At 34.7% G+C, this 13930-nt stretch carries 17 protein-coding genes; all 17 read left to right on the forward strand.

The window, feature by feature from the left end:
* The first annotated feature begins 7 nt into the window (after window positions 1-7).
* The 17 genes from rho (at window position 8) to atpA (ending at window position 13912) form a co-directional block, all read left to right on the forward strand.
* The gene (rho, locus tag MHB47_RS04230; protein ID WP_002507063.1) at window positions 8-1324 is read left to right on the forward strand and encodes a transcription termination factor Rho; all 1317 of its coding nucleotides are present in this window, start codon (window positions 8-10) and stop codon (window positions 1322-1324) included.
* 143 nt (window positions 1325-1467) lie between these two features.
* Entirely contained in the window at window positions 1468-1725 is a 258-nt protein-coding gene (locus MHB47_RS04235; protein ID WP_002507064.1) for a type B 50S ribosomal protein L31, read from the forward strand.
* A 195-nt stretch (window positions 1726-1920) separates the two neighbouring features.
* Window positions 1921-2520 carry a thymidine kinase gene (locus MHB47_RS04240; protein WP_002507065.1) on the forward strand — a complete coding sequence of 200 codons (600 nt, stop codon included), beginning with the start codon at window positions 1921-1923 and terminating at the stop codon, window positions 2518-2520.
* Window positions 2520-3596 (forward strand): peptide chain release factor 1, encoded by a 1077-nt coding sequence (prfA, locus tag MHB47_RS04245; RefSeq protein ID WP_340755322.1) that lies wholly within the window; start codon window positions 2520-2522, stop codon window positions 3594-3596. The genes MHB47_RS04240 and prfA overlap by 1 nt, the downstream gene beginning before the upstream one ends.
* Window positions 3583-4419 carry a peptide chain release factor N(5)-glutamine methyltransferase gene (gene prmC / locus MHB47_RS04250; protein WP_340755324.1) on the forward strand — a complete coding sequence of 279 codons (837 nt, stop codon included), beginning with the start codon at window positions 3583-3585 and terminating at the stop codon, window positions 4417-4419. The genes prfA and prmC overlap by 14 nt, the downstream gene beginning before the upstream one ends.
* Before the next feature lie 94 nt (window positions 4420-4513).
* The gene (locus tag MHB47_RS04255; RefSeq protein WP_340755326.1) at window positions 4514-5557 is read left to right on the forward strand and encodes an L-threonylcarbamoyladenylate synthase; all 1044 of its coding nucleotides are present in this window, start codon (window positions 4514-4516) and stop codon (window positions 5555-5557) included.
* A complete protein-coding gene (locus tag MHB47_RS04260) occupies window positions 5554-5976 on the forward strand; it encodes a low molecular weight protein arginine phosphatase (protein ID WP_021339781.1) in 423 nt (140 codons plus the stop codon). The genes MHB47_RS04255 and MHB47_RS04260 overlap by 4 nt, the downstream gene beginning before the upstream one ends.
* A gap of 149 nt (window positions 5977-6125) precedes the next feature.
* A complete protein-coding gene (locus tag MHB47_RS04265; RefSeq protein ID WP_002507070.1) occupies window positions 6126-6650 on the forward strand; it encodes a TIGR01440 family protein in 525 nt (174 codons plus the stop codon).
* Window positions 6651-6673: 23 nt separating this feature from the next.
* Window positions 6674-7912: a serine hydroxymethyltransferase gene (glyA, locus tag MHB47_RS04270; RefSeq protein ID WP_056935798.1), complete on the forward strand. Its 1239-nt coding sequence runs from the start codon at window positions 6674-6676 to the stop codon at window positions 7910-7912.
* Between the two features lie 18 nt (window positions 7913-7930).
* Window positions 7931-8560 (forward strand): uracil phosphoribosyltransferase, encoded by a 630-nt coding sequence (gene upp, locus MHB47_RS04275; protein ID WP_340755330.1) that lies wholly within the window; start codon window positions 7931-7933, stop codon window positions 8558-8560.
* Between the two features lie 22 nt (window positions 8561-8582).
* Window positions 8583-9716, forward strand: a complete 1134-nt coding sequence (gene wecB / locus MHB47_RS04280) for a non-hydrolyzing UDP-N-acetylglucosamine 2-epimerase (protein WP_340755332.1) — start codon at window positions 8583-8585, stop codon at window positions 9714-9716.
* 153 nt (window positions 9717-9869) lie between these two features.
* Entirely contained in the window at window positions 9870-10220 is a 351-nt protein-coding gene (locus MHB47_RS04285) for an ATP synthase subunit I (protein WP_002507074.1), read from the forward strand.
* Window positions 10221-10248: 28 nt separating this feature from the next.
* On the forward strand, window positions 10249-10971 hold the full coding sequence (gene atpB, locus MHB47_RS04290; protein ID WP_002507075.1) for a F0F1 ATP synthase subunit A: 723 nt from the start codon (window positions 10249-10251) through the stop codon (window positions 10969-10971).
* Between the two features lie 39 nt (window positions 10972-11010).
* The gene (atpE, locus tag MHB47_RS04295; RefSeq protein WP_002507076.1) at window positions 11011-11217 is read left to right on the forward strand and encodes a F0F1 ATP synthase subunit C; all 207 of its coding nucleotides are present in this window, start codon (window positions 11011-11013) and stop codon (window positions 11215-11217) included.
* A 96-nt stretch (window positions 11218-11313) separates the two neighbouring features.
* Window positions 11314-11841, forward strand: a complete 528-nt coding sequence (locus tag MHB47_RS04300) for a F0F1 ATP synthase subunit B (RefSeq protein ID WP_021339776.1) — start codon at window positions 11314-11316, stop codon at window positions 11839-11841.
* Window positions 11841-12380 carry a F0F1 ATP synthase subunit delta gene (locus tag MHB47_RS04305; RefSeq protein WP_002507078.1) on the forward strand — a complete coding sequence of 180 codons (540 nt, stop codon included), beginning with the start codon at window positions 11841-11843 and terminating at the stop codon, window positions 12378-12380. The genes MHB47_RS04300 and MHB47_RS04305 overlap by 1 nt, the downstream gene beginning before the upstream one ends.
* 20 nt (window positions 12381-12400) lie before the next feature.
* Window positions 12401-13912: a F0F1 ATP synthase subunit alpha gene (gene atpA / locus MHB47_RS04310; RefSeq protein WP_002507079.1), complete on the forward strand. Its 1512-nt coding sequence runs from the start codon at window positions 12401-12403 to the stop codon at window positions 13910-13912.
* Window positions 13913-13930 lie beyond the last annotated feature (18 nt).

Genomic DNA, 13930 nt, shown 5'->3' on the forward strand with positions numbered 1-13930 from the left:
CAAGATAATGCCTGATAAAGTACGAACATCACCTCAGTATGAATCGTTCCACGAATTATACAAAAATTACACTACAAAAGATCTCACTCAAAAAGCAAAATCTCTAAAACTAACAAATTATAGTAAACTTAATAAAAAAGAACTTGTTCTTGCAATTATGGAAGCGCAAATGGAAAAAGACGGTAACTATTATATGGAGGGTGTATTAGATGACATCCAACAAGATGGCTATGGTTTCCTTAGAACAGTTAATTATTCAAAAGGTGAAAAAGATATTTATATCTCTGCCAGTCAAATACGTCGTTTTGAAATCAAACGCGGCGATAAAGTTACTGGTAAAGTAAGAAAACCAAAGGATAATGAAAAGTATTATGGTTTGCTACAAGTTGATTTTGTTAACGACGAGAATGCAGAAGAAGTTAAAAAAAGACCTCACTTTCAAGCGTTAACGCCATTATATCCTGAAGAACGAATCGTTTTAGAAACAACGAAGCAAAATTTTTCGACTCGTATTATGGATTTAATTACGCCAATTGGTTTGGGCCAACGTGGACTTATTGTTGCACCACCAAAAGCAGGTAAAACATCTCTATTAAAAGAGATTGCTAACGCTATTGCTATCAACAAACCAGATGCAGAATTATTTGTATTATTAGTCGGAGAACGTCCAGAAGAAGTAACAGATATTGAACGTTCTGTTGAATCTGCTGAAGTTGTGCACTCTACATTTGATGAGCCACCACAACACCATGTTAAAGTTGCAGAACTTTTATTAGAACGTGCAAAAAGACTTGTTGAAGTAGGAAAAGATGTCATTATTTTAATGGATTCAATTACAAGGTTAGCTCGCGCATACAACCTTGTCATACCACCAAGTGGACGCACATTGTCTGGTGGTTTAGACCCTGCGTCATTACACAAGCCAAAAGCATTTTTCGGAGCTGCAAGAAATATTGAAGCTGGTGGCAGTATGACGATACTAGCTACAGCGTTAGTTGATACAGGATCACGTATGGACGATATGATTTACGAAGAATTTAAAGGAACGGGTAACATGGAATTACATCTAGATCGTAAATTGGCAGAGCGCCGAGTATTTCCAGCTATTGATATCGGTCGTAGTTCAACGCGTAAAGAAGAACTACTTATTTCTCCAAAAGATTTAGAATCATTATGGCAATTACGTAATATGTTTACAGATTCAATTGATTTTACAGAAAGATTTGTACGCAAATTAAAACGTACAGAAAATAACCAAGAATTTTTTGAACAATTACAAAAGGCTGCTAAAGAAAGCACTAAAACAGGTAAACCAATTATTTAAGTTGAAATTAGCAAAGTGTTATCAAGCTAATATATGATTTAGGGTTGCGTTTTGGTTTTAAAGCAATTATAATTATCAAGTATTGGGTAAAAACTCACAAACAACTCTGTTCCAGATGGTTCAGGGCAAAGGAGCTGAAAATAATGAGAAAAAATATTCATCCTGAATATCACAGTGTAATCTTTTTAGATACAACTACGAATTTTAAATTCCTAAGTGGTTCAACAAAATCTTCAAAAGAGACTATGGAATGGGAAGATGGCAACGAATACCCAGTTATTCGTTTAGACGTTTCATCTGATTCACATCCATTCTACACAGGACGCCAAAAATTCGCTGCTGCGGATGGCCGTGTGGAACGTTTCAACAAAAAATTCGGAATCAAATCAAGCGACGAGTAATCGTTGTTATAAGGCATTCTCATTATATGAGAATGCCTTTTTGTTTTTATAAATATAAGTCTCTAATTTAGAATATTACAGTTTTAATAGTTTTTATACATAAAAATAACTCAATATCTTGAAGAAATAGCATATTTCAATTAAAAAAATATGCTATAATGAATCGATTATGTTTTGAAAAAGGTGGAACGCATAATGTATGAAACTTATCATTCCGGGTGGATTGAATGTATTACTGGAAGCATGTTTAGTGGTAAATCTGAAGAGTTAATTCGTCGATTAAGACGAGGCCTTTATGCTAAGCAAAAAGTAGTTGTATTTAAACCGGCTATAGATGACCGCTATCATAAAGATAAGATTGTTTCTCATAATGGCAACGCTATTGAAGCAATTAATATTTCAACAGCGGCTGAAATACTTAAGCACGATTTGTCAGATACAGATGTTATAGGCATCGATGAAGTGCAGTTTTTTGAAGAAGGTGTAGTTAATATTGTTGAACAATTAGCTAAAAAAGGCCATAGAGTCATTACAGCGGGACTAGATATGGATTTCCGAGGGGAACCGTTTGAACCTATACCACACCTACTAGCAGTAAGTGAAGAAGTGACTAAACTACAAGCTGTTTGTGCTGTTTGTGGTGCATCTTCAAGCCGCACACAAAGGTTGATTGATGGTAACCCAGCAAAAATAGATGATCCAGTTATATTAGTTGGTGCAAATGAAAGTTATGAACCAAGATGCAGAGCGCATCATATTGTTGCACCAAGTAATAATATGAAGGAGGAAATGTAGTGTTTGATCAATTAGATATCGTAGAAGAAAGATATGAACAATTAAATGAATTATTAAGTGATCCAGATGTAGTAAGTGATCCAGATAACTTAAGAAAATATTCAAAAGAACAATCAGATCTACAAAAAACTGTAGAAGTATACCGTAATTATAAACAAGTCAAAGAAGACATTGTTGAAATAGAAGAAATGTTAAAAGAAACAAAAGACAGTGATGAAATTGAAATGTTAAAAGAAGAACACCAATCACTTAACAATCAAGTTCCGAAACTAGAAGAAAGTCTTAAATTTTTACTTATTCCGAAAGATCCTAACGATGAGAAAGACGTTATCGTGGAAATACGTGCTGCTGCCGGTGGAGATGAAGCTGCAATTTTTGCTGGAAACTTATTTAGAATGTATTCTAAATACGCTGAAGCACAACGTTATAAAACAGAAATTGTAGAAGCCGCTGAAAGTGACCATGGTGGTTATAAAGAAATCAGTTTTTCAATTTCAGGATCAGGTGCTTATAGTAAGTTGAAATATGAAAATGGCGCCCATCGTGTACAACGTGTACCTGAGACCGAGTCAGGTGGACGTATTCATACATCGACTGCTACAGTTGCAGTATTACCAGAAGTTGAAGATGTAGAAATTGAAGTGCGAAATGAAGATATTAAAGTAGATACTTACCGCTCTAGTGGTGCGGGTGGACAACATGTCAATACTACGGATTCAGCTGTACGTATCACACATGTGCCGACCGGAATCATTGCTACGTCTTCAGAAAAATCACAAATTCAAAACCGTGAAAAAGCTATGAAAGTTTTGAAAGCGCGTTTATTTGATATGAAATTACAAGAAGAGCAACAAAAATATGCTGCCCAACGTAAATCAGCAGTAGGTTCTGGTGATCGTTCAGAACGTATTAGAACGTATAATTATCCTCAAAGTCGAGTGACTGACCACCGTATTGGTTTAACGATTCAGAAGTTAGATCAAGTTATGGAAGGAAAATTAGACGAAGTGATAGATGCATTAACTTTAGCTGAACAAACTGATAAATTGAAAGAACTTAACAATGGTGAATTATAAAACACGACTTTCTAATGCAAAAATGAAATGCATTGAACTAGATATTGAAACGACTCGAGCAGAATGGTTAATGTTAGATTTATTGCAATGGAGTAAAGCGGATTATTTGATGCATAAGGATGAGGTAATGTCGGACATACATTTAGAATTATATAACGACGCTGAAGTTAGAATGTTAAAAGGTGAACCGATTCAGTATATTGTTGGAAGCCAATCATTTTACGGTGAGACATTCAAGGTGACTGAAGATTGTTTAATACCTAGACCTGAAACTGAGGAAGTCATGTTACACTTTTATAACGAGATTCATTCTGATGATACAATTGTTGATATTGGTACAGGTAGTGGCAATATTCCAATTATACTAAAAAAAATGAATCGTTCATTAACTGTCTATGCTACAGATTTATATGATACAGTATTAGCCGTAGCACAAGAAAATGCCCTTAGCCATCAAGTAGTTATTAACTTTTTGCAGGGTGATGCATTAGCACCTTTAATAGAAAGAGGTATAAAAGTGAATGGTCTAATTTCTAACCCGCCTTATATTGATGATAGTGAGGCTGTACTGATGGATGACACAGTATTGAAATATGAACCACATTCTGCATTATTTGCAGAAGATAATGGGTATAAGGTTTATGATGCAATATTAACCCAATTGCCAAAAGTACTTCTGCCGAATGCAAAGGTCGTTTTTGAAATTGGTTATAAACAAGGTCAAACATTGAAGCAAAAAATACAATCTAAATATCCTTCATTAGATGTTCAAATTATAAAAGATATTAATAATAACGATAGAATTATTTCTTTCGAGTGGTAATAAGAAGTTATGTACTGAACATGATAAATCATGAGAGTGCATAACTTTTTATTTTATTCTAAAATAAAATCATGAGAAGAAAGGGCGGGGCTAAATGGAAACGAAGATTTGGGATTTACGACAGTATAAAAATGAAATCAATCAATTTCCGGATATAAATGAAATCAAGCACATCTTCGAACAAGGAGGCTTGATTGCAATACCAACGGAAACAGTATATGGTCTTGGTGCAGATGCGAGAAATGCAGAAGCGATCCAAAAGATATATGAAGCGAAAGGTAGACCTTCAGATAACCCGTTGATTGTGCATATACATGATTTAAAACAAATAGAACATTTTACACATGATATAACAGACGAAATTAAATTATTGATGAAGCATTTTTGGCCTGGACCAATTTCTTTTATATTACCGATTAAAAAGGGATATTTGTGTGAAAGTGTAAGTGGTGGTTTATCATCAATTGCTGTTAGAATGCCAAGTCATTCAATCGGCAGACAAATTTTGCAATTCGTAGATATACCCATAGCAGCACCGAGCGCAAATTTAAGTGGTAGACCGTCACCTACAACATTTGAACACGTTTATTCAGATTTAAATGGTCGTATTAATGGTATGGTAAATGGTGATCAAAGTGAAGAAGGGTTGGAAAGCACTGTATTAGATTGCACACAGTTTCCATTTAGAATTGCTAGACCTGGTTCAATTACGAAAACGATGATTGAAGCGGTGTTACCTCATAGTGTATCTACAGCAAAGACTTTGGATAGTGATAAGCCAATTGCACCAGGGATGAAATATAAACATTATGCGCCAGATACACCTTTACAAATTGTTCAAGCATTCAATATAAAGCCTTCAGAAGAAAAAGATTGGAGCCAAACAGCATTTATCGTTCCAAATGATAAGCGAGATTTCGTGCCTGAAGGGTCTATTTTTATAGAATTATGTAAAAATGAAAATGATATTAAAGGGGCAAATCATAACCTTTATAAAATATTGCATCATATTGATCAAGATGAACAAATTAAAACAGCATATATTTATGGTTTTGATATTACTGACCATACCATAGCGATTATGAATAGAATGATGAAAGCTGCAAGTCAAACTATTGTTAAAGGAGATCAACTATGAGAATAATCTTTGTCTGTACTGGTAATACGTGTAGAAGTCCTATGGCTGAAAGTATTGCCAAAGCAAAAATGCCTGAATATATCATAGAATCACGAGGTGTTTTTGCTCAAGATGGTCAGCCTACGTCACAGAATACACTAAGTATTATAAATGAACATCATTTACCATCACCTAGTAATGCTAAACGTTTTACAGCAGAGGATTTAAATGCAGATTTAATATTAACAATGTCACAATCTCACAAAGAAACGATACAACAAGTATATGGAGAGACAGAGAAAATTTTTACTATCACTGAATATGTTCAACGAGAAGGAGAAATCACTGATCCATATGGTGGATCGTTATATGATTATAATAAAATATATAATGAATTAAATTTGTTGATAGATACTTTAAAAAATAAAATATTAAAGTAATAATTTTGTTAAATTAGTATGAGTGAGTAGCTAAATACGTTATAATAAAATACGTATAGCAAAATTGCTATCGTCTAATCTTGTATGTCTCATAGCATTGAGGTGTTTAAATACTTTTTTTAAATCATTATTTTAAAAGGGGTGGGAGAATGGAAGATCTAAAGTTATTGTTAAATGAATTAAAGACTAAATCTTTCTTTAAAGCAAATGAATTATGTGTGATTGGTTGTTCTACATCCGAAGTAATTGGTGAGCGTATAGGTAGTGTAGGTTCTATGGATGTAGCACAAGAAATATTTGAAGCATTAAAGCAAATTGAGAATGATACAAATGTTTCTTTTGTATTTCAAGGCTGTGAACATATTAACAGAGCAATAACAATTGAAAGGTCTAAGTTCAACCCCCTTACGATGGAAGAAGTGTCTGTAATACCAGATGTTCATGCAGGTGGTAGCTTAGCAACTTATGCTTACCAACATATGCAAGATCCAATGGTTGTTGAACGAATAATAGTGCCAAAAGGTATTGATATTGGTCAAACATTAATTGGCATGCATATTGCGCATGTAGCCATTCCAGAACGTACAAGTGTTAAACAGATTGGTGAGGCAGTTGTTACAATCGCTTCTTCAAGACCTAAGAAAATTGGTGGCGAAAGAGCAAAATATAACTAATACAGAACGAGGGGGATTTACCTATGTCATTTATTCAAGAGCAAGATAAAGAAATATACGAAGTGATTCAAAATGAATTTAACCGTCAAAATAACAATATCGAGCTGATTGCTTCAGAGAACTTTGTTTCGGAAGCAGTTATGGAAGCGCAAGGTTCAGTATTAACGAACAAATATGCTGAGGGCTATCCGAACAGAAGATACTATGGTGGATGTGAATACGTGGATGTGTCTGAAACATTAGCTATCGAACGTGCCAAACAACTTTTTGGTGCTGAACACGTTAACGTACAGCCACACTCTGGGTCACAAGCAAATATGGCAGTTTATCTGGTAGCATTAGAACATGGTGATACTGTATTAGGTATGAATTTAAGCCATGGTGGTCATTTAACACATGGTTCGCCTGTTAACTTTAGTGGACAATTTTATAACTTTGTTGAGTATGGCGTAGACAAAGAAAATGAACAAATTGATTATGATGAAGTGTTAAGAGTAGCTAAAGAAAATAAACCTAAATTAATTGTCGCAGGTGCATCTGCTTATTCTCGAGCTATTGATTTCAAACGATTCAAAGAGATTGCAGATGAAGTAGGGGCAAAATTGATGGTAGATATGGCGCATATTGCAGGTTTAGTTGCAGTTGGTTTACATCAAAACCCTGTTGAATATGCAGATTTTGTAACTACTACAACACATAAGACATTACGCGGCCCTCGTGGTGGAATGATTTTATGTAAAGAAGAGTACAAAAAGCAAATTGATAAAAAAATATTCCCTGGTATTCAAGGCGGACCGTTAGAACACGTTATTGCTGGGAAAGCAGTTGCTTTTGGTGAAGCATTACAAGACGACTTCAAAACATATCAACAACAAGTAGTTAATAATGCTAAAACATTAGCAGATACATTAACTAAAGAAGGCTATAGAGTCGTTTCAGGCGGTACAGATAATCATTTAGTATCATTAGATGTTAAAGGTTCAGTAGGTATCACAGGTAAAGTAGCTGAAGAAACATTAGATGCTGTAGGTATTACTTGTAACAAAAATACAATTCCGTTCGATCAAGAAAAACCATTTGTAACAAGTGGTGTTCGTTTAGGTACACCTGCTGCAACAACGCGTGGATTTGACGAAGCTGCTTTTGAAGAAGTTGCAAAAATTATCAGTTTAGTTTTAAGAAATCCAGAAGATAAAAAAGCTTTAGACGAAGGAAAAGAAAGAGTTAAAGCATTAACTACAAAACATCCTTTATACAATTAAAATTGGAGGAAGTAAATTATGGGCAAAGTACATGTTTTTGATCACCCACTTATTCAACACAAATTAAGTTACATTCGAGACGTACATACAGGGACTAAAGAATTTAGAGAATTAGTAGATGAAGTTGGTATGTTAATGGCATACGAAGTGACAAGAGATTTAGAATTACAAGAAGTAGAGATAGACACACCAGTAACTAAAATGGTAGCTAAAAGATTAACGGGTAAAAAATTAGCATTTGTACCAATTTTAAGAGCTGGCTTAGGTATGACACAAGGTATTTTAAACTTAGTACCAGCAGCGAGAATAGGTCATGTGGGTCTATATAGAGATCCTGAAACACTTGATGCAGTTGAGTACTTTGTGAAATTACCACAAGATATCGAAGAAAGAGAAATTGTAGTCGTAGACCCAATGTTAGCTACAGGTGCTTCAGCAATTGAAGCAATCAATTCTCTTAAAAAACGTGGCGCGAAAAACATTCGTTTTATGTGCTTAGTTGCTGCGCCTGAAGGTGTAGAAAAATTACAAGAAGCACATGAGGATGTAGATATTTTCATAGCTGCATTAGATGAAAAATTAGATGACCATGCATATATTACACCTGGTTTAGGTGATGCTGGAGACCGTTTATTCGGAACAAAATAGTTTTACCCAGGAGTGGAGTAGAATGAAGAAGATAATGACTGTGTTCGGGACACGTCCTGAGGCAGTGAAAATGGCGCCGCTTGTATTAGCATTGCGAGATGATGCTGAGTTGGAACCGATAGTAGTAGTTACTGCGCAGCATAGAGAAATGTTAGATTCTGTACTGGAAAGCTTTCATATTACACCAGATTACGATTTGGATATTATGAAGCAAGGCCAATCATTATCTGAAATTACTTCTCGTATATTGACTAGACTAGAGGACGTTATTAAGGAAGAACAACCAGATATGATACTTGTGCATGGTGATACCATGTCAACTTTCGCTGGAAGTTTGGCAGCATTATATAATCAAATCCCTATAGGCCACGTGGAAGCAGGCTTAAGAACTTGGGATAAATATGCTCCATTTCCTGAAGAAATGAATAGGCAAATGGTAGGGGTAATGGCAGATTTGAACTTTGCCCCTACTAATAATGCTGCAGAAAATCTTATTGCGGAAAATAAACCGTCAGATACTGTAGTGGTTACTGGAAATACTGCAATTGATGCTATGAAGACTACCATACATGAACATTATCAATCTGATATTATCGACAGACATAAAGACAAACGCATTATTTTACTAACTGCTCATAGGCGTGAAAATATTGGAGAGCCTATGGAACATATTTTTAAAGCAGTAAGAGATATTGTCGATAAATATGAAGATGTAGTAGTCGTTTACCCTGTACATAAAAATCCAAAAGTAAGAAGTATTGCAGATTTATACTTATCTAATCATGATCGAATTGAATTGATCGAACCATTAGAAGTAATAGACTTTCATAATTTTGCGCATCAGTCTTATTTGATATTAACGGATTCAGGTGGAGTTCAAGAAGAAGCGCCATCTCTAGGTAAACCGGTATTAGTTTTAAGAGAAGCAACTGAAAGACCAGAAGGTGTAGAAGCGGGCACACTGAAAATTGTTGGTACAAATGCACAAATGATTTTTGATGCTACGCAAGCATTATTGGAAGACGAGCAATTGTACAAAGCAATGAGTGAAGCGCGCAATCCTTATGGCGATGGAAATGCATCAAATAGAATTTGTGAAAATATAAAGTATTATTTTCATCTAATTCCCAAAAAACCTAGTTTTTTTAAATATTAATAGTGGTAAATGTGTCATTTTTGTGACAAGTGTGCAAAAAATTAAACTACATTTTGAATAGAATTGACACCTTTACCGCCCTATATTATTATTAAAACTGTATGATTGAAATGGTTTTCATCATTGAATGAAAAAATGAAGTGAGGCACAGTAATGAAACGTTTCAACATCATTTTTCAACAGTATATACAATTTTATTTATATGGTATAGTTGTACTGTTATTTGTGTTTATTTTCACAAGTTCGCCATTTATTTTAGGACTTATCATAGGCATGATTGGATCACTTATTAATACTTTTACTTTCGAGTTTTACTTAGCGAAAGCTAAACAAAAAGATAATATACATATTTCAACGGGCAACGTTTGGAGATATTTGATTGTGATTCTTGCATGTTGTACTTGGTATTTTTATAAGGACTATATAAATATAATTGGTGTGGTTGTTGGTTTAATGATTTCTTATGTGTTAATGGTTTTGAAACCGTTTTTGCACAAGGAATAAAATCTTAATATGAAAGAGGTGAGAAAGCATGGATCATAAAGACCCTCTAGTCAGTTGGAATGTGTTCGGTCTAGACATCGTGTTTAATCTATCATCAATTATGATGTTGGTTATTACAGCGCTTATTGTTTTTGTCATAGCTATTATTTGTACACGCAACCTCAAGAAACGTCCATCTGGTAAGCAAAACTTTATAGAGTGGGTTTTTGACTTTGTAAGAGGAGTTATTGAAAGTAACATGGCATGGTCTAAAGGTGGTCAATTCCATTTCCTTGCTGTTACATTAATATTCTTCATATTTGTCAGTAATATGATTGGATTACCTTTTCAATTAATTTCAGGTCATACACTGTGGTGGAAATCACCAACAGCTGATGCAACTGTTACTTTGACATTGTCAACTTTAGTTATCCTTTTAACACACTATTACGGTGTTAAAATCAAGGGCCCAAAAGGATACTTCCAGAACTATACTAAACCTATATTCTTATTACCTATTAATATCTTTGAAGAATTTACTTCAACATTGACATTAGGTTTACGACTATACGGTAATATCTTTGCAGGTGAGTTACTACTTGGATTACTAGCAGGTTTAGTTATCGGTTTCCCAGCATGGGGATGGTTGATTGGTATCCCAGGTTTAATTGTTTGGCAAGGGTTCTCAATATTTATTGGTACGATTCAGGCTTATATTTTTGTAATGCTTTCAATGGTATACATGTCCCATAAAGTTCAGGACAGTCATTAATTTAAAATTAAGAAAAGAAAAAATTAGGAGGATTTATAAATGAATTTAATCGCAGCAGCAATCGCAATCGGCTTATCAGCACTAGGTGCAGGTATTGGTAATGGTCTTATCGTTTCAAGAACAGTAGAAGGTGTAGCACGTCAACCAGAAGCACGTGGTCAATTAATGGGTATTATGTTCATTGGTGTTGGCTTAGTTGAAGCATTGCCAATCATCGGTGTAGTTATCGCTTTCATGTCACTATAATTAAACCAGTTTTATGGCGAAGTCTTGTAGGCTTTCGCCGTTCGTTTTTATCAATATGACTTATAATTATAATGAATGAAAGGAGTGTCTATGTAAGTGACTGCTACGACAAATATGTTCGTACTTGGTGCGGCTGACACTAGTGGTGTTCAGTGGGGAACAATTCTTGTTACCCTTGTAACTTTTCTTATATTAGTAGCTTTATTGAAAAAATTCGCTTGGGGTCCATTAAAAGGTGTAATGGATCAACGTGAACATGATATTAATAAAGATATAGATGATGCTGAACAAGCTAAATTAAATGCACAGAAGTTAGAAGAACAAAACAAACAAACGCTAAAAGAAACACAAGATGAGGTTCAAAAGATTTTAGAAGATTCTAAAGTCCAAGCTCGCAAACAGCATGAAGAAATTATTCATGAAGCAAACATTAGAGCAAATGGCATGATTGAAACAGCACAGAATGAAATCAACAGTGAAAAAGAACGTGCAATTGCTGATATTAATAATCAAGTTTCTGAGCTTTCAGTATTGATTGCATCGAAAGTACTGCAAAAAGAAATATCAGGAAAAGATCAAAAAGAATTAGTTGAAAAGTACATTAAAGAGGCAGGCGATAAATAATGGCTATCATAGCAAAAAAATATGCCAAGGCTTTATTTGATACTGCTAAAGACACAAACAATCTTGAAATGATGTACGAAGAATTTTCAACAATCAACACAGCAGTACAACCTGAAACAAAAAAATTACAAGCATTGGATGCAGATCCACAAAAAGATGTACAACAGCGTCGTAGTTTTGCAAAAGTAGTGTTTGGTCATGCCAATCAATACTTGCAAAACATGTTAACGATTCTTGCAAGTAACCGTCATCTTTCTTACATTCATGAAATCTATATAGAATTTGAAGCTTTATTTAATCAACATCACAATCAAGAATATGCTGTAGTTGAATCAGTGTATGAATTGTCAGATGAAGATTTAGAACGCATTGATACGATAATTAAATCACGTACAAATTACTCTAAAATCATGATTACAAATAAAATCAATCCAGAGCTTATCGGCGGGGTTCGAGTTAAAGTTGGAACGAAAGTCATGGACGCAAGCATTAAAAATGACCTTGCACAATTAGAGAAACAATTTATTAGAGTGAAATAAAAATTTAAGGAGTGACATAGATGGCCATTAAAGCTGAAGAAATCAGTGCATTACTTCGCTCACAAATAGAAAATTATGAGTCAGAAATGGCTGTTACTGATGTAGGTACAGTACTACAAATAGGTGATGGTATAGCATTAATCCACGGATTAAATGATGTTATGGCTGGTGAGCTAGTAGAATTTAATAGCGGCGTTCTAGGTTTAGCACAAAACTTAGAAGAGTCAAATGTAGGTGTCGTAATTTTAGGCCCTTACGATGACATAAAAGAAGGGGACGAAGTAAAACGTACTGGACGTATTATGGAAGTTCCTGTTGGTGAAGAATTACTTGGCCGTGTTGTTAACCCATTAGGACAACCAATAGATGGACAAGGTCCTGCTAACACAACAAAGACACGTCCAGTTGAGAAAAAAGCAACTGGTGTAATGGATCGTAAATCAGTTGATGAACCATTACAAACGGGTATTAAAGCGATTGACGCATTAGTACCAATTGGCCGTGGACAACGTGAATTAATAATAGGTGACCGTCAAACTGGTAAAACGACAGTTGCAATTGATACGATTTTAAACCAAAAAGATCAAGATACGATTTGTATTTATGTTGCAATCGGTCAAAAAGATTCAACTGTACGTACGAACGTTGAAAAATTACGCCAGGAAGGTGCATTGGATTATACAATTATTGTTTCTGCTTCTGCAGCTGATCCGGCACCGATGCTTTATATTGCACCGTATTCTGGTGTAGCTATGGCTGAAGAATTTATGTTCGATGGTAAGGATGTATTAATAGTTTATGATGATTTAACAAAACAAGCTGCGGCTTATCGTGAATTATCATTACTATTACGTAGACCTCCAGGCCGTGAAGCTTACCCTGGTGACGTGTTCTACTTACATAGTAGATTGTTAGAAAGAGCAGCAAAATTAAACGATGAATTAGGTGGCGGTTCAATTACTGCATTACCAATTATCGAAACACAAGCTGGCGATATCGCAGCATATGTACCAACAAACGTTATTTCAATCACTGATGGACAAATTTTCTTACAATCAGATTTATTCTTCTCTGGTGTAAGACCTGCAATCAATGCTGGTCAGTCAGTATCACGTGTTGGTGGTTCTGCACAGATTAAAGCAATGAAAAAAGTTGCCGGTACTTTACGTTTAGACTTAGCATCGTTCCGTGAATTAGAATCATTTGCTCAATTTGGTTCTGATTTAGATGAATTTACTGCACAAAAATTAGAACGTGGTAAACGTACTGTAGAAATTTTAAAACAAGATAAAAACCAACCACTACCTGTAGAGAATCAAGTATTAATTATTTATGCTCTAACTAAAGGTTATTTAGATGATATTCCAGTTGAAGACATCACTCGTTTTGAATCAGAATTAAATCAATGGGCGAAATCAAATGCCTCTGAATTATTAGACGAAATCAAAACTTCTGGTGCTTTACCTAACGAAGATGCATTTGAATCAGCTATTACTGAATTTAAAAAAAGTTTCAGTAAAACAGAAGCATAGTAGTTATAGTAAATAAAA

It is taken from the genome of Staphylococcus sp. FSL K6-3157 (assembly GCF_038005145.1).
GTDB lineage: Bacteria > Bacillota > Bacilli > Staphylococcales > Staphylococcaceae > Staphylococcus > Staphylococcus equorum.